Origin of the sequence: Streptomyces sp. AC602_WCS936 (assembly GCF_019049125.1) — a bacterium.
In the GTDB taxonomy this organism is placed as follows: domain Bacteria; phylum Actinomycetota; class Actinomycetes; order Streptomycetales; family Streptomycetaceae; genus Streptomyces.
The window spans coordinates 1-17970 of the sequence record NZ_JAGMUF010000010.1 but is presented as its reverse complement, the minus strand read 5'-3'; the positions used below and the strand labels follow the sequence as shown (position 1 = coordinate 17970).

Annotated in this window: 6 protein-coding genes; 5 read left to right on the top strand and 1 reads right to left on the bottom strand. The window is 76.0% G+C overall.

Annotated elements, in window-relative coordinates; genetic code table 11:
* Window positions 1–83 precede the first annotated feature (83 nt).
* Window positions 84–1010, bottom strand: a complete 927-nt coding sequence (locus KUM03_RS05325; protein WP_217245825.1) for a prephenate dehydrogenase/arogenate dehydrogenase family protein — start codon at window positions 1008–1010, stop codon at window positions 84–86.
* Between the two features lie 138 nt (window positions 1011–1148).
* Between KUM03_RS05325 and KUM03_RS05320 the strand changes: the two genes are divergently transcribed.
* The 5 genes from KUM03_RS05320 to KUM03_RS38830 all read left to right on the top strand — a co-directional run.
* A complete protein-coding gene (locus tag KUM03_RS05320) occupies window positions 1149–1463 on the top strand; it encodes a chorismate mutase family protein (protein WP_254398881.1) in 315 nt (104 codons plus the stop codon).
* On the top strand, window positions 1460–2362 hold the full coding sequence (locus KUM03_RS05315) for a HemK/PrmC family methyltransferase (RefSeq protein WP_217245824.1): 903 nt from the start codon (window positions 1460–1462) through the stop codon (window positions 2360–2362). The genes KUM03_RS05320 and KUM03_RS05315 overlap by 4 nt, the downstream gene beginning before the upstream one ends.
* Window positions 2363–2550: 188 nt before the next feature.
* Window positions 2551–3381 (top strand): AfsR/SARP family transcriptional regulator, encoded by an 831-nt coding sequence (locus KUM03_RS05310; RefSeq protein WP_217245833.1) that lies wholly within the window; start codon window positions 2551–2553, stop codon window positions 3379–3381.
* A gap of 461 nt (window positions 3382–3842) precedes the next feature.
* On the top strand, window positions 3843–5822 hold the full coding sequence (locus KUM03_RS05305; RefSeq protein WP_217245823.1) for a thiamine pyrophosphate-dependent enzyme: 1980 nt from the start codon (window positions 3843–3845) through the stop codon (window positions 5820–5822).
* 11 nt (window positions 5823–5833) lie between these two features.
* Window positions 5834–17970: SDR family NAD(P)-dependent oxidoreductase (locus KUM03_RS38830; protein ID WP_217245822.1), on the top strand; the 12137-nt coding region annotated here is incomplete at its 3' end.

The window sequence follows — 17970 nt, the reverse complement described above, 5'->3', positions numbered from 1 at the left end:
TCCGGGGCTTCGTCTGGTTGCCTGTGTGGTGGCGCGGGTCGGCGTGGAGTCGGGCAGGGGAGCGAGGTGCCGCGGACCGGTGGTCAGGGCAGTGCCGTGAACAGGTCCGCGCAGGCCCGCGCGAGTTCGTCCCGGTGCGGATCGCCGAGGGCGGTGCGCAGTTCCTTCACGAGTGCCTCGAAGGCGGCCTCGTCGCCGTCGGCGACGGCGCGGCCGACGCGTTCCAGGCCGCGGCCCAGCGCCCGGCGTGCGGTGTCGGCGTGCGGGTTGCCCGCCTGGACGTCCCAGTAGACCTCCGGGGAGCCGGAGGCGATCCGCGCCAGCAGCATCAGCAGGGTGCGGTGCGGCGGCGGCGCGGAGGCGCGCAGGGCGGCCATGTCGGGGCGCAGTTCGGCCAGCACCAGCCCGAAGGACAGCACCGCCGCGTGCGTGGCGGCCTGCTGCACGGCCGTCAGCGTGTCGTGCTCGCCGGGGTCCAGCTCCACCACCCGGCCGCCCCATCCGGCGACCAGCTCCAGGAACGCGCGCGCCGCCGGCCCGTCGGTGACCGTGACCGCGGCGACCGGGCGTCCGGGCAGCGGCAGCGACGGCGCGAACATCGGGTTCACGCCCACCGCCTGGACCTGCGGCGCGGTCGTGCGCAGGCGGTCGGCCATCCGGCTCTTCACCGAGAGGGTGTCGGCGAGCAGCGCGCCGGGCCGCATCAGCCCGGCCAGCGGTGCCACCGCGTCGAGCGCCACCTGCTCCGGCACCGCCAGCAGGACGAGGTCGGCGTCCGCCACCGCCCGCGCCGTGGTGGGGCCCGGTGCGCGGATGTCGTCGGCGACGTCCCGCACCCCCGGCCCGCCCCCCTGGCGGACGGTGAGGTCCACCCGGGTCACCTCGGCGCCCGAGCGCAGCAGCAGGCCGGTGAACATGCCGCCCACGCCGCCGGAGGCGCCGGCCACCACACAGCGGGCGAAGGAGGCTCCCGGGGCCGAGGGCGTGCTCCCTGTGTGCGCGTCAGCCATGAACGTTGCCATCCCTTCGTCCCGCGAACTGCTTCGCGTTCTCACGAACTGCTGCATCGAATGCTTCACGAACTGCTTCTCGTTCCGACCGACCGCTTGTCGTTGTTGAGTCCTTGTCGTTGCTTGGAAGGAGCCGACATGTCCTCGAAGAGCCGAGACGAACTGCCCGCCCTGCGCGAGCAACTGGACGCGGTGGACGCCGTGCTGCTCGAAACGGTGCGTGAACGGCTGGAGATCTGCCTGCGCATCGGGGAGTACAAGCGGGTCCACGGGGTGCCGATGATGCAGCCGCAGCGCATCGCCACGGTGCAGGACCGGGCCGCCCGGTTCGCCCGGCAGCACGGCATCGACCCGCAGTTCCTGTACCGCCTGTACGACGTGGTGATCGCGGAGACCTGCCGGCTGGAGGACGAGTGGATCGCCGGCGGCGGTCCGGAGTGGAGGGCGTCGTGACCGGCACGGACACGCAGCGGGCGGACGCGGGCGCCCGGACGGTGGGAGCCGCGCTGGAGGAGGCGGTACGCCGCTTCGTCGTCGCGGGGATCGGTGAGGACGCAGCCCGTGCCGACGCCCGGCTGCTGGCGGCGCACGCCTGCGGGGTCGGGCCGGACGGGCTCGACGGCGCGCTGGCGTCCGCGGTGCCGCCGGTCTTCGAGGAGTACGTCGGGCGGCGGGAGGCGCGGGAACCGGCCGAGCTGATCGTCGGGCACGCCTGGTTCATGGGGCACCGGTTCGAGCTCGCGCCCGGGGTGTTCGTACCCAAGCCCGAGACCCAGGAGATTGTTGAAGAGGCAATAAACAAACTGCGCGGTCTGCTTCTGAGGGGTAATACGTCCCCTTTGGTTGTCGATCTGTGTGCCGGCCCGGGCACCATGGCGGTGACGATCGCACGTCGCGTACCTGAAGCGCGGCTGTACGGAATCGAGTTGTCGCAGGTCGCCGCGCGGGCTGCCCAACGCAACGCGCGCGGCACCGGTGCGTGCATCGTGCAAGGGGATGCGTGCGAGGCCTTCCCGGAGTTCGACGGCACCGTGGACCTGATCGTCACCAATCCGCCGTACATCCCGATCGGCTTGCGCACCAGTACTCCGGAGGTGCTCAAACATGACCCTCCGCTTGCTCTTTGGGCTGGTGAAGGCGGTCTTGCGATGATCCGGGCGATGGAGCGGACGGCGAGCCGGCTGCTCGCTCCGGGCGGGGTGCTGCTGCTCGAGCACGGCCACTACCAGCTCGAGTCCGTGCCGCGGCTGTTCGGTGGGACCGGACGCTGGAGCTCGGCCGAGTCCCGTTCCACGTGCAACGACGGCATGCTGGTCGCGGTCCGCAACTCGGTGCCGCCGCAGGGCGGCTGACGCGGTTCGGGGTGCGCTCGCCGGCTCATGTGGCCGAGCGTACCCCCTTCCCCATTGACAAACCGACTGTGCTGTTTTTTTAATCGTACTCGAGTCAGCGCCGTCGGCCGCCCATGAGGCGCCCCAGCGGTGGCCCTCGCGGCATGGATCTGCACGCAACCGGCATGGAAGCGATGGGGGAGAAGGCAGTGGACATCGAAGTACTGGGCGCGCTGTCAGCGCGCGAGCACCGAATCTCGATCACACCGACGGCGCCCAAGCCGCGGCAGGTGCTGGCTCTGCTGGCCCTGCACGCCGACCGGGTGGTCCAGGTCTCCTCCCTGATCGAGGAACTGTGGGACGACGAGCCGCCGCGCAGTGCGCGCACCACCCTGCAGACGTACGTGCTCCAACTGCGGGAGCTCATCGGCGAGGCGCTGGCCAAGGCCGGTGAGGACGACGTCACGGCCAAGGACATCCTGGTCACCCTCCCCGGCGGCTACCGCCTGGACACCCGCGGCGGCCGGGTCGACTTCCGGGAGTTCGAACGGCAGGCAGGCGCGGGTTACCGGGCGATGGACGCCGACGACTACGCCACCGCCGCACGGCGGCTGCGGGAGGCCCTGTCGCTGTGGACCGGCTCCGCGCTCGCCGACGTCACCGCCGGCGGCCGGATCGGGCTCGAGGTCAAACGCCTGGAGGAGTCCCGGCTGTGCGCGCTGGACCAGCGCATCGAGGCCGATCTGCGGCTCGGCCGCCACCGGGAGCTGTTGTCCGAGCTGACCGTGCTGGTCAACAAGCACCGCATGCACGAGAGCCTGCACGGCCAGTTCATGGTGGCCCTGCACCGCTCCGGCCGGCGCGGTGAGGCGCTCAGCGTGTACCAGCGGCTGCGCACCACCCTCGTGCGCGAACTGGGACTGGAGCCGTCGGCCGCGCTCAGCCGCCTGCAGCGCTCCATCCTGGTGGCCCACCCGGAGACCGCCTCCGTCGCCCGCGGCCCCGAGGCCACCGGCCAGGCCGTGGCCCGGGTCGGCTGACCTCCTGCCGCCCCCGGGGGCTGACCCCCCGCCCCCGGGGGTTGACCCGTCCCGGGCTGTCCCGCCTCGGGCTGACCCGCCTCGGGGCGACCCGTCCGGCGTTCCTCCTCCTCTTCAAACCTTCTGAGAAGCCTCGCCACCGCGGTCCGCACACCCACGGGTCACCGCGGCCGGGCGGGCGCGACCCCGCGCCCGCCCGAAGGCGTCCACCGCGCGGCCCCGGACATCACCGGGAACGGCCCGCGGCCGACTCGGGACAACCCCGGGCCCGGCCGCGGGCCCGTCGTCGTGGGGAGCCGGCCCATTCGCGAATACCCCCGACGAGGGCCCCCGAGCCGGCGGCTGGTCATTTCTCCGTAGGCCCGCCCGGAGAACTCCCTCCTGAGAGCCAGAAAACGCCGGCCGTGGAATTGGCCATTGCGAGCGATGCCCGACCGGTCGCCGCGCGGCAGGATTCGTACGTGACGAATCGGACGAAGGAATCCCGGATATCGGGGATACCTGCCGAGCGGCGGACCGAATTCCTCGAACTGATGCTGCTCTCCCGCGAGTGCGACCGCAGATCGGGCATCGTGCTGCGCCAGGGCGAGGCATGGTTCCACATCTCCTCGGCCGGGCACGAGGCGCTGGCCGCCCTGTGCGAGCTGCTCGAACCCGAGGACCTGCTCTTCCCCCACTACCGCGACCGCACGCTGACGCTCGCCCGCGGAATGGACCCCGAGGCGCAGGCGCGGGACCTCATGGCCAAGGCCGCCTCGCATTCGGCGGGCCGCAACATGAGCGCCCATTTCAGTCACCGCGCGGGAAACGTGTTCTCCATCGCCAGCCCCACCGGAAGCCAGTGTCTTCCGGCGGTCGGCGCCGCATGGGCCGCACGGCTGAAGGAAGACCCCGGCATCGTCGTCTGTTCGATCGGCGACGCCTCCGCCCGCCAGGGAGAATTCTTCGAGGCACTCGCCTTCGCGGTGGAACGGGCCCTGCCCGTCCTCTTCCTGGTCTCCGACAACGGCTACGGCATCTCCACGCCCACCGCCGACATGTCACCCCAGGCGCTCGGGCTCCTGCCCGCGGAACGCACTCGCACGGTGGCCGGGTTCGACCCCGACGCCGTGTACGCCGCCGCCGCGTCCGCCGTCGGCTCGCTGCGCGGGGGCGGCGGGCCGTTCGTCCTGTGGTGCCGGCTGGACCGGCTCGACTCGCACACCTCCTCCGACGACCACCGCGTCTACCGCAGCGCCGAGGACATCGCCGCGATGCGCGACCCCGTCGAGATCTTCGCCCGGCGGCTGCTGGACGAGGACGCCGTCGACGAGGACTGGCTGAGCCGGACCCGGGAGCGGCTCGCCCACGAGACGGAGGAGATCTACGACCGGGTCGCGGCCGAGCCCTCCGCCGACCCGAAGGCGATCGCCGAGCACCTCTTCGCGCCCGACGGCGACCGGCAGCAGGCCGCCACCACCCGGCCCTGTGGCGGGACCATGGTCTCCGCCGTCAACCGGGCGCTGGCCACCGGACTGGAACGCCATCCCGAACTCGTCCTGTTCGGCGAGGACATCGAGGACCCCAAGGGCGGCGTGTTCGGCTTCACCAAGGGCCTGGGCGAGGCGGCCGGCGAGCGCATGACCAACTCGCCGCTGGCCGAGGCCACCATCGTCGGCGCCGCCGTCGGCCTTGCCGCCGCGGGACTGCGACCCGTCGTCGAGCTGCAGTTCGTCGACTTCGCCGGGCCCGCCTGGAACCAGATCGCCGCCCAGCTGACCACCCTGCGCTGGCGCACCGCCTCCGCCTGGACCTGCCCCGTCGTCATCTACGCGCCGTGGGGCGGCTACCTGCCCGGTGGCGGTATCTGGCACAGCCAGAGCAACGAGAGCCTCTTCACCCATCTGCCCGGACTGCGCGTCGTCGTCCCCTCCACGCCCGAGGACACCGAGGCCGCGTTCCTCGACTCCTTCACCGCCGACGACCCCACGCTCGTCCTGCTGCCCAAGCACCTCATGCGCCGGCGCCGCGAACCCGCCGAGCTGACCTGGCCCGCGCGCGGCGCCCGGACTCTGCGCGCCGGCACCGACGTCACCGTCGTCACCTGGGGCAACGGCACCGAACTCGCCCTGGAGGCCGCCGCCGTACTCGCGACGGAGGGCGTCGAGAGCGAGATCGTCGACCTGCGCTGGCTCGTCCCACTCGACCGCGAGACCGTCGCCGCCTCACTGCGCCGAACCGGGCGGCTCGTCGTCGTCCAGGAGGACAACCGCACCAGCAGCTTCGGCGCCGGGCTCGTTACCGAACTCCTCTCCCACGACGAGGAGTTCTACGCCCTGCTGGCCCCGCCCCGGCTGGTCACCCGCGAGGACGTGCACGTGCCCTTCCACCCCGACCTGGAGCGGGCGGTGCTGCCCGCCGTGGACGACGTGGTGGCGGCCGTCCGCTCCGTACTGCTGTGAAGGCCGCCCGCATGACGAAGGAACCGCAGATGCCCACGCAGTCCGTGCTGTCCGTGCCGCGCCTCGGCGAGGGGATCGTCGAGGTGCGCATCGTCCGGCTCCTGAAACGGCCCGGCGACCTCGTCGCCAAGGACGAGGTCGTCTACGAGATGGAGCACGACAAGGCGGCGGTCGAGATCGAGTCTCCCGTCGCCGGTGTGCTGGACGCGTGGATGGTGGCGGAGGGCGACGTCGTGCCGATCGGGGGAGAGGTGGCACGGCTGGTGCCCGCCGGACGGGCCCCGGCGGGCACCGGCGCCGGGAGCGCCGGGCGGGAGGAGACCGAGCAGGGAGCGCGGCGGGAGGAAGGCGGGGCGAGGGGCGCGGCCGGCGGTGCGGCGGGTGCGGGAGAGCCGGACCGGAACCGCCGGGGCAGCGGAGCCCCCGGCGCGTCCGTCCGCGGTGTGCCCGGGCGGACGCCCGCCGGGACCCGGCGCATACCGCCCCGCACTCGCGCGCACGCCCGTCGGCTCGGCATCGACGAGGCCCTCCTCCCGTCCATACCGGCGGCCGGCACCAGTCTCATGCCGGCCGACCTGGAGCGTTACCGGGCGGAACTCGCCGACTCGGGTCCGGGCCCGGCGGCCGTGGCGGTCGCGGGAACGGACGCCGGGCCCGAGCCCGGGGCCGGGGCCGGGGCCGGTTTCGTGGACGTCGAGCAGTCGCCGCGGCAGGTCGAACTGAACCGGGCGCTGCGGGCGTCGCGGGACCAGGTCGTGCCCGCCGTGGTCTCCCGCGTCGTCACCGAGGACGTACTCCAAGGGGCGCTGCGGGGCCACCAGGACCCGGGATTCTCCACCGTGTTCCAGGCCTTCGCCCACGTCGCAGCGCGGACCGCGGCCGGTGCGCCCCGGCTGCGCTCCCGGCGGCTGACCGAGCGCTCCCTGCGCGAATACGAGCACGTCGACCTGGGCATCGCCTGCGCCACGTCCGACGGGGACCTCACCGTCGCCGTGGTGCGCGAGGCCGACACCCTGGACGCGGCCGGCTTCGACGAGCGGTACGCCGACGTCGTCGAGCAGGCCCTGGCCGGGACCTCGCAGGCCGACGGCGGCGTCACCCTCATCCTGTCCCACCTCGGCGACCGGGGCCCCACCCTCGCCGTACCCGTCGTGGTGCCGCCCGCGGCCGCCACCCTCTTCCTCGGCGGCGTCGAGGACACGGCGGGCACGCCCGTCAGGCGCATGGTGCTCGCCTTCGACCACACCCTGCTCAACGGCCAGGACGCGGCCGCCTACCTCGACGCCGTGGCGGACGCGCTGGCCGGGGCGGGACGGGTGGCGGTGTCCGGGGCCGCCGACGCCGACGCCGACGGGGAGACTCGTCCCTCGGACACCCGCGAGGCCGTGCTGGTCCGGCTCGCCGGTCTGGCCGCCGGCGTCCTCGGGCACGAGGCCGACCCCGACCGTCCTCTCGGCGAACAGGGCCTGGACTCCGCGCGTGCCCTGCGGCTGATCCGCGAGGCCCGTGCCGCCTTCGGTGTCGAACTGCCCGCCACGGCCGTCTGGCGCCACCCGACCCTGCGGGCGCTGGCCGCACAGCTGCCGGCCGTGGAAGGGGCCGCCGAAACGGCCGACGGTGCCGGCGAAACCGCCGGCGGTGCCGCCGAGGAACGACCGGAACCCGCCCGGACAGAGGCCGTTCCGACGGAAGCCGCCCGGGCGGAGGCCGTTCCCGCCGTTCGGCAGGAGCCGGACCAGCGGCAGGAACCGGGGCCGGACCGGGGGCAGGACGAAGACGTCGTCGCCGTCATCGGCATGGCGTGCCGTGTCCCCGGCGCCGACGACGCCGAGGAGTTCTGGGAACTGCTCGCCGAAGGACGGTGCCTGATCACGGAGGTCCCGGGCGGACGGCTCGCGGGCGAGGTGCCCGAGGGGTTCCGGGCCGGGCTGCTGGACCGCGTCGACCTGTTCGACGCCGACTTCTTCGAGGTGACTCCCCGCCAGGCGGCGTCCATGGACCCGCAGCAGCGGGCGCTGCTGGAGCTGAGCTGGCACGCGCTGGAGCACGCCGGTCTCAACCCCGACGACCTCGCCGGGCGGCCCGTCGGCGTGTACGCGTCCGCGTGCAGCTACGACTACCGCGAGCAGCTCGTCGCCCGGGACACCGCCGCCGACGGCTACGCGACGACGGGCACCTTCCCCGCCTTCCTCGCCAACCGGGTCTCGCACCTCTACGACTTCACCGGCCCCAGCATCACCGTCGACACCGCCTGCTCGGGAGCCCTGACCGCGCTGTCCCTGGCCGAGGCCGCGCTGCGCCGCGGAGACTGCGAGATCGCCCTCGCCGGCGCCGCCAACGTGCTCAGCAACGCCTTCAACGCCCGCGCCTACCGCAAGGCCGGGATGCTGTCGCCACAGGGCGAGCTGCGGGTCTTCGACGAGGGCGCCGACGGGTTCGTCCGAGGAGAGGGGGCCGGCTGGCTGGTGCTGAAGCCACTGCGCCGGGCCGTCGCGGACGGCGACCCCGTACTCGCCGTACTCCGCGCGTCCGCCGTCAACCACGGCGGACGCGCCGCCGCGCTCACCGCGCCCAACCCGCGGGCGCAGAGCGACCTGATCCGCACCGCGCTCGACCGGGCCGGGCTGCGCCCCGCGGACCTGGGCTACCTGGAGGCCCACGGCACCGGCACCCCGCTCGGCGATCCCATCGAACTGGACGCCTTCCACGAGGTCCTCGCCGACGACGCGCGGGGCGCGACCGCCCACGGCGCGGGACCCGACGGCCGGATCTGGGTCGGCTCCGCGAAGGCCAACATCGGCCACCTCGAGGGTGCGTCCGGTCTGGCCGGCGTGGTCAAGGCGGTGCAGGCGCTGCGGCACGGGCTGATCCCCGGCACGCCCGGCTTCACCCGGCTCAACCCGCACATCGCCATCGACGGCACGCCCCTCGCCGTCGCCGCCCAGCCGGTGCCGTGGCCGGCGGCGGAGGGCGGCGCACCGCGCCGGGCGGCGGTCAGCGCGTTCGGGTTCGGCGGCAGCAACGCCCACGTCATCCTCGAGGAGGCGCCCGCGCTGCCCGAGGCACCTGGCTCCTCGGCCGCACCCACCGGCGCGCCCTTCGCCGTGCCGCTGTCCGCGGCGACGCCCGGCGCGCTCGCCCGTCTCGCCACCGCACTCGCCGACCTCGTCGAATCCGGCCGTGCGCCCGCCCTGGACGCCCTCGCCTGGACCCTGCAGTCGGGGCGGCGCGCACTCGCCCACCGCGCCCTGCTCCTCGTACGCGACACGGACGAACTCGCCGCCCTGGCCCGCGACGTGGCCGGCGGACGGAACGTTCCCGCGCCCGCCGACCCGCGTCTCACCGACTGGCTCGCGGGCGGCGTCCTGTCCACGGCCGACTGGGCCGCGCTGTGGACCGGCCCCCGCAGGCCGCGTCGGGTGCCGCTGGTGCCGTACCCGTTCGAGGGGCGGCCGTACTGGCTGCCCGGCACACCGCCCGTCGACGCGGGCGAGCCCACGCTCACCGTGCGGGGCACGGACCCCCTGGCCGCGCACCGAGTGGCCGGCACCGCCGTGCTCCCCGGGGCGGCCCTCCTCGACGTGCTCGCCGACGGCGGGCCGGTGTCGCTCGGCGGCGTGCGGTTTCTCGCGCCGATACCGGTGGCGGAGGGCGGCAGCGTACGGCTGAGGCGGGTCCAGGAGAACGGAGGGTTGCTCGCCGTCGCGCACGGCGGCCGGGTCTGTGCCCGCGCCGCCGCGGCCACCCGGCCCGCGCGGCCGCCGCGCCCGGTGGACGTGGCCGCCGGACGCACCGAGACCGTCGACCTGCCCGCCGTACTGGCCCGCCACGGCATCGAGACCGGGCCCGTCTACCGCGTGCTGCGCGACGTCCACCGCACGGGCGGGAGGGTGACCGCGCGCATCGTCGCGCCGCTGGCCGAGGAACCGCACACCTGCCGCATCGCCTGGCTGGACGCGGCCCTGCAGACCTCCTGCGCGCTGCTGGAGGGCACCGGGCCCCGGGTCGCCGCGGCGCTGGACCGCATCGAGTGGACGGGCCAGGTGCCGGAGGAGGCGCTGCTGACCGTGCACCGCGTCAGCGGCGGGCCCTCCCGGACCGTCGTCGACCTGGAGGCCACCACCCCCGACGGCGCCGTCGTCCTGACCGTGAACGGCCTGCGCCTGCACCCCCCGGCCGCCCCCGTCGCCCCGGTGGCCGACGCCCCGACGACCGCGTGGGCCGCCGACCCCGCCGCGCGGGGCAGCGTGCCCGTGTACGGCGTCGGGCCCGGCTTCCGGGCGGGCGGCCGGGCAGGGGAGGGCCCCACTTCGAGCGTGGGTACTTCGAGCGCGGGCACATCCGGCGGTGGCGCACCGAGGGCCGGCACATCCGGCGGTGGCACACCGACCGTCGGCGCACTCGGCGGCGGCACACCGAGCACCGGCACTTCGAGCGTGGGTACTTCGACCGTCGGCACATCCGGCGGTGGCGCACCGATGGCCGGCACATCCGGCGGTGGCACACCGACCGTCGGCACATCCGGCGGTGGCGCACCGATGGCCGGCACATCCGGCGGTGGCACACCGACCGTCGGCACACCCGGCGGTGGCACACCGAGCACCGGCACACCCGGCGGTGGCACACCGAGCACCGGCGCACTCGGCGGCGGCACGCCCGGCGGTGGCGCACCGGCCGTCGGTACACCGGGCGGTGTCCGGGAGTCGGTCGTCGCCGGCGTCGCGGCGGGTGGGGAGGACGGAGGCGGCGTGCGGGTGCTCGTGCCCGAGTGGCTGCCGGAACCGGCCGGCGGCGACGGGACGGAGGGCCCCGTCGTCCTGGTGCACGACCGGGACAGCGCCCGCCTCGCCGCCGCCGCGCCGGCCGGTGCCGTGCGCTGCCCGGCGGGCCCGGACGGGCTGGACCGACGGGAGTTCGCCGACCGGCTGCACGGCCTGACCGGTCCGGTACGGGTCGCGCTGCTCGTCGACGGCTCGGCCTGGAGCGACGACTCCGCCGGCGTCGCCGCCCTGCGCGGCTGGCTGCGGACTCTGCTGGCGGTCGGCCGGGAACTGGCAGCCCGGGCCCGCCCCGCCACCGTCACCCTGGTCACCACCGCGCTCGCCGCCCCCGACGGCGGCACCCCCGCCCCGGGCGCCGCCCTCCAGGGCGCGCTGCTCGGCGCGCTGCGCACCCTGCCCCGCGAGTGCGCCGCACTGTCCGCCGCCGCGGTCGACCTCGGCCCCGCCGCCGGACCCGCGGACGTGGCCGCCGCGCTCTGTGAACCCGGCCGCGCCGCCCTCCCGCTGATCGCCCTGCGCGACGGAGCGCGCAGCCGCCAGGTCTACACCGACCTGCCCGCCCCCGCCCCCGCCGCGGACGGCACCGGCTTCGCGCACGGCGGCGCCTACGTGCTGTTCGGCGGCGCGGGCGGCATCGGCGCCGAGGTCGCCCGCCACCTCGCCGGCCGGTACCGCGCCGGGCTGCTGCTGGTCGGCCGCTCGCCCGCCGGCGAGGCCACCCGCACCCTGCTCGACGAACTCACCGCGCTGGGCGGCCGGGTGCGGTACCGCAGCGCCGACGTCACCGACCCGGCCGCCGTGACGCGCCTCCTCACCGAGTGCCGGGAGCTGTACGGGCGTCTCGACGGCGTCGTGCACAGCGTCGGCTCGGTCAGCGCAGCCCGGCTGGAGGAGCTGACCGACGCCGACCTCGACCGGGTGCTGGCGACCAAGGTGACCGCCGTGACGCACCTGCGCCGCGCGCTCGCCGCCTCCGCGTCCGGCCGGCCCGCCGCCCTCGTGCTGTTCTCCTCCGTCGCCGGACTCTTCGGCAGCGTCGGCGGCCTGAACTACGCGGCGGCCAACGCCTGGCTCGGCCACTACGCCACCGCCGCGGCCGACGACGCGGGGCCGGCCGTCCGTGTCTTCGACTGGGGGCTGTGGCGCGCCACCGGGCTGGCCCGGCGCTACGCGGGCCGCGTCCGGCGGGAGTACCCCGGCCTCACCGACTTCGCACCGGAAAGGGGTGTGGCCGCCTTGGAAGCGGGCATGTCCGGCAACCATCCGCACACCGTCGCCGTCGCGGGCGACCCCGAGCCCTTGCGCCCGCTCACCGAACGGCCCGCCGCGACGCCCGGCCCCGACGACGCCGCGCACCGGCTCGACCGCTACGCCCGCGCGGTGCTCGCACACCGCATGAGCGAGCTGGGCCTCCCGCCCGCCCTCGCCGCCCGCCCCGGCGGCGACGCCGAGGGCGCCGCTCGTCTGCTCGGCGCCGTCCCCGAGCACCGGCGGCTGCTGGCCGCCGTCCGCGAACTCCTCGCCGAACACGACCGCGCCGGGCAGCCGGTGCCCAGCACCGGGGAACTGGCCGCCACCCGCGCGGCACTGCTCGCCGACCACCCCGACCTGCACGGCCACGTCGCCCTCCTGGACCGGACGCTCGAGGCCTACGGACCCGTGCTGCGCGGGGAGCTGCCGCCCGCCGCCGTGCTGTTCCCCGGCGGCGACCTCGGCGCGGTCAGCGCCGTCTACAGCGGCAACCAGCTCTTCGACCCGGTGAACCGGGCGGCCGCCGCGTCGCTGGCACAGGCCGCGGCCGGCACCGGTCCCGGCGCCCGCATCGTGGAGATCGGCGCCGGCGTGGGCGGCACCACCGCTTCCGCCCTCGCCGCGCTGGACGCCCGCGGCGTCACCGGCTTCTCCTACGTCTACACGGACGTCTCCCCGGCCTTCCTGCAGCACGGACGGCGACGCTTCGGCGACCGGATCGTGCCCCGGCTGCTCGACATCGAGAAGAACCCGGCCGCCCAGGACTTCGAGGACGGCTCGGCCGACCTCGTCGTGGCCAGCAACGTGCTGCACGCCACCCGCGACCTGGCCCGCACCCTGGACCACATACGGCAGCTGCTCGCACCCGGCGGCCGGCTGGTGCTGGTGGAGATGGTCGTGCCGGCCGCGGTCTACACGCTCACCTTCGGCCTGACCGACGGCTGGTGGCGGTACGTCGACGAGCAGTGGCGCCTGCCGCACGGGCCGCTGCTCGACATCGGCCGCTGGCGGGCGCTCCTCGCGGACCGCGGCTGGCGGCTGCACGCGACGGACATGCTGCGCGAGGCGCCGGGCTGCGTGGCCCTGCTGACCTGTCTGCCGCACGCGTCCGACGTGGGCCGGGCCGACGGCGGCACTCCTGCCGCCCTGCCCGCCGTCCCGGCCGCCCCCGTCCCCCCGGCGGCCGGCGACACCCCGTCCTCCGTCGCGGCCGTCGCCGACGAACTGCGCGGCCTCGTCCGGGAACTGCTCGGCGACCCCACGGCCGAGGTGCCCGTCTGGGTTCCGTGGCAGGAGCTGGGCATCGACTCACTGCTGAACATGGAGTTCGTCGAGGAACTCTCCCGCCGCTACGGTCCGGTGGGGGCGACCGCCCTGTTCGAGCACCGCACGGTGGACGACCTCGCCCGCCTGCTCGCGTCCCGGTCCGTCCCGTCGGCTCCGGGCGGGCCCGAGGCCGGGCCGGACGCCGGGCCGGACAGGCCCGGTGGCGACGGCGAGGACCTCGTACCGCGGCTCGTACGGCTCGTCGCCGAGCTGACCGCGCGGGACGCGGCCGTGCTCGACGCGGACACCGCCTTCCCCGAGCTGGGCGTGGACTCGCTGCTGCACGAGGAGTTCTGCGAGCGGCTGCGCGCGCTGTTCCCCGCCGCGGACGTGCCCGCCACGCTGCCCTTCGAGCACCCCACGCCCCGTGCGCTCGCCCGGCACCTGGGCCGGCTCCCGGCCACCCGTGACGTCGCGGCCCCAGGGGAAGCACCGCCGGCCGCCCCCGCGACCGGACCCGACCCGGCCACCGTCACCGAGTTCCCCGCGGCCCCCGCCGCCGTCGTCCCGGCACCCGCCGCCCGCGCCGCGGTGACCGCCACCCCGCCGCGGGCCTGGCGCCCGGTGCCGACCGCGGACGCCGGAGCCGTCGCCGTCGTCGGGCTGGCCGGCCGCTACCCCGGCGCCGCGGACATCGACGCCTTCTGGGACCTGCTCGCCTCCGGACGCACCCCCGTGCGCGAGGTGCCCGCCGAGCGCTGGGACTGGCGCACCGCGCGCACCCGCGGCGGCGGATACGCCCGCTGGGGCTGCTTCCTCGACGGCATCGACGCCTTCGAACCGGCCATGTTCCGGATCGGTCCGCGCGACGCCGCGCTCATGGACCCGCAGGAACGATTGTTCCTGGAGGTCGCACGGGAGGCCTTCGAGACCGCCGGCTACGCCCGGCACACCCTGGCCGGCAGCCACGGCGGCGGCCCTCGGGTCGGCGTGTTCGCCGGTGTCACGGCCAACAGCCACCTGCTCGCCCAGCGCGACGCCCGCGCGGCGGGCGCCGACAACCCCGAGTACGCGGTCACGGCCGCCGCCTCGGTCGCCAACCGGGTCTCGCACGCCTTCGACCTGAGCGGGCCCAGCCTCACCGTCGACACCATGTGCTCCTCGTCGCTGACCGCCCTGCACCTGGCCTGCCGGGCACTGCTGGACGACGAGGCCGACCTCGCCCTGGCCGGTGGCGTCAACCTCTACCTGCACCCGGACCGCTTCGCCGGCCTGTGCGCGCTCGGCATGCCCTCACGGGGCGACCGCACCCGGGCCTTCGGCGCCGGCGGCGACGGCTTCGTGCCCGGAGAGGGCGCGGGCGCGGTCGTACTCAAGCGGCTGGACCGGGCGCGCGCCGACGGCGACACCGTCCACGCCGTCATCCGGGCCACCGGCCTCAACCACGGCGGCGGCACGGGCGGTTACACCGTTCCCAACCCGCGCGCCCAGGCCGCGCTGATCGAGGCGACCCTGCGGCGCGCCGGAACCGACCCGTGGACCGTCGGATACGTGGAGGCGCACGGCACCGGTACCGAACTCGGCGACCCGGTCGAACTGCGCGCCCTCGCCCTCGCCTTCGAGGAGGCGGGCCGCGTCGGCCCGGTCCGGGTCGGCTCGGTCAAGTCCAACATCGGCCACGGCGAGGCCGCCGCCGGCATCGCCGGACTCACCAAGGCCATCCTCCAGCTGCGGCACCGGCGCCTGGTGCCCACGCTGCACGCCGAGCGGCCCAACCCCAAGCTGGGCCTGGAGGGCACCGCGCTGCGGGTCCAGACCGCCGCCGAGCCGTGGACGGTGCCGGACGGGCCGCGCCGGGCGGCGGTCAGTTCCTTCGGCGCGGGCGGCGCCAACGCCCACGTCGTCCTGGAGGAGTACCCGGGGGAGCACCAGGGGGAGCCCGCCGCGGTCACCGGGGGCACGGCGGACTCCGCCGTGCTGGTGCCGGTCGCCGCCCCCGACCCCGGCCGGCTGCGCACCGTCGCCCGCAACCTCGCCCGGGTCGCCGGTGACTTCGCCCTCCCGGACATCGCGTACACCCTGCACACCGGCCGGGACCGCTTCGCCCACCGGGCCGCCGTCGTCGCCCGCGACGGCGCCGAGCTGCGTGCCGCGCTGCTCGCGCTGGCCGACGGCACCGCCCACCCGGCCCTGGTCACCGACGCCGGGCAGGACGGCGGCGACCCGGCCGCCCGCGCCTGGGTCACCGACGGTGACTGTCCCGCGCCCGCCGGCGGACGGCGCGTGCCCCTGCCGGTGACGCCGTTCACCCGCGAGCGGTGCGCGCCGCCGGACGCCACCACGTCCTCCATGCCGCTCACCGACATCGTGCACAGCCCCGCCTCGCGCACGGTCACCGCCCGGCTCGGCGCCGCCTCCCGCTGGATCGCCGACCACGTCGTGGACGGACAGCCGCTGCTGCCCGGGGCGTTCCACCCCGAGCTCGTCCACGAAGCCCTGCTCAGCGCCGGCGAGAACCCGTACCGCACCGTCATCCACGACCTGCTCTGGCCGCAGCCGGCCGCCGGGCCGCCCATGGAGGTCCGCACCGAACTCGGCGAGCCCGACGAGCGGGGAGCGAGGCGCTTCGGCACGACCGTCGGCGACACCGTCGTCGCCCAGGGCCGCACCGAACCGGCCGAGAGCCCGTCCGGACCCGTACGGCCCCTGCTCGTCTACCGGCCCGACGACCTCGACGCCCACCTCGGCGACGGCGAACCCGGTCCCTTCTACGACGCGTTCGCCGCCCACGGTTTCCGGTACGGGCCCCTCTACCGCACCGTGCGCCGAGCCGTCGTGCACGGCGAGGAGGTCACCGCGGAACTGCGGCTGCCCGAGGGCGAGGACCCCGACGGACGCCATGTGCTCCACCCGGCCCTGTTCGACGGCGCCTGCCAGACGGCCGCACGGCTGCTGCTCGCCGGCGGCCAGGACGCGCCCCGCCGCCGGCTGCGGCCGCTGGCCGTCGACCGGCTCACCGTCCACGAACCCGTCACCGGCCGGATCTACGTCCACGCACGACGGGTCCGGCAGGACGAACGGGCCCGCCTCCACGTCTTCGACCTGCGCCTCATCGACCCGGAGAGCGGCTCGGTCGTCGCCCTCGCGGAAGGCTTCCGCGTCCGCGTCGACGAGCCCGCCGACGGCACCGGTGCGGTCCGCGCCACCGGGGCCGCCCGCCCGGCCGTGCGTTCAACGGGCGATGAGTACGGCGCCGAAGCCGCCGACGTGCACGGATACCGGCTCGGCTGGCGGCCGGCCCCCGTCGGCGACCCCGATCCCGGCGCACCGCACGGGCCGCTGTGGGTGATCGGGGACGGCGCGGTCGCCGCGGGCCTGCGGGCGAGCGCCGCCGCGGTCCTCGCGCCCGGGCGGGCCGCCGACGAGACCGTGCTCGCCGACACCGCCGGCACCACCGGCACCCCGGCCACCGTCCTCGTCGACCTGACCGGCACCGGCGGCTCCGCCCTCGGCACCGAGCCGCTGACCCTCCGGGAGACCGCGCGGCGGTGGACACCGTTCGCCGAGGACACCCTCGGCACGGTGTTCGGCGTGCTGCGGGCGCTCGTCCGCAGCCGCGCGCTGGACGGCGCCCGGGTGCTGCTGGTGACCGCCTGGCCCGCGGACGACCCCGAGCCCGCGCCCGTCGCCCACGCGCTGCGCAGCCTGGTCCGCACCGTCACGGGTGAGACCGGACGCTTCACCGTGCGCCTGGCCGGAGTGGACACCGACCGGGTCAGCGCCGCCGAACTGCTCGCCGAGGCCCGCCGGGACGATGCGGACTGGGTACGGCTCGCCCCCGACGGCCGCCACACCGCGGTGCTGTACGCCGAACCGGCGGACGAGGCCGGCACCGGCGACGCCGGCGCGCTCCTCGCCGACGGCGGAAGCTACCTGATCACCGGCGGGCTCGGCGGGCTCGGCCGCCACATCGCCGCCGACGTCCTGCGCCGCCGGCCGGCGGCGGGCGTCGTCCTGGTCGGCCGCTCGGCCGCCGACGAGGACGCGCTCCAGGAACTGCGCCGCGCCGCGGGACCCGACGCCACCGTGCACTACCGGCGCTGCGACATCGCCGACGCCGCGCAGGTCGCCGCGCTCGCCGCCTGGCTGGACGACGCCGGCATCCGGCTGCGCGGCGTCGTCCACACCGCCGGCGTGCTGCGCGACGGTTTCCTGCGCGGCAAGAGCGCCCGGGCCGTCGAGGAGGTGTGCCGGGGCAAGGTGCTCGGCGCGCTCCACCTCGACGCCGCGCTCGCCGGGCATCCGCTGGACTTCTTCCTGCTGTGCTCCTCGCTGGCCGCACTGGTCGGCAACCAGGGGCAGTCCGACTACGCCTTCGCCAACGGCTTCCTGGACGGGTTCGCCCGGCGCCGCGCCCGCTGGGCCGATCGCGGGCTGCGTCCCGGGCGCACCCTGTCGGCCGGCTGGCCGGTCCTGGCCGACGCCGGCATGGCCCTCGAACCCCACGCCCTGGACTACCTCGCCCAGACCTACGGCCTGCGTCCCGTCGCCACCCGCGAGGCGGTGCGGGCCCTGTGGCCGCGCCTGGCCGTGGCGCGGGGGCCAGAGACGGCGTACACCGCGCTGGTCGCCGGGGACCCGGCCGTCTGGGAGCGGGCCACCGGCTCCCCCGACGCGCAGGCCGCCACGCACAGCGCGGCCGGCTCGCCGGTCGCCGGTCCGGTCGCCGGTTCGGTCGCCGGTCCGGTCGCGCCGGCCCGCGTGGACGGCGTCCCGGCCGTGGTGGTCGGCGGTCCCGGCGCTCCGGGTGGTCCTGGTGCCACCGGCGCGGCGGGCGCGGCGGGCGCGGC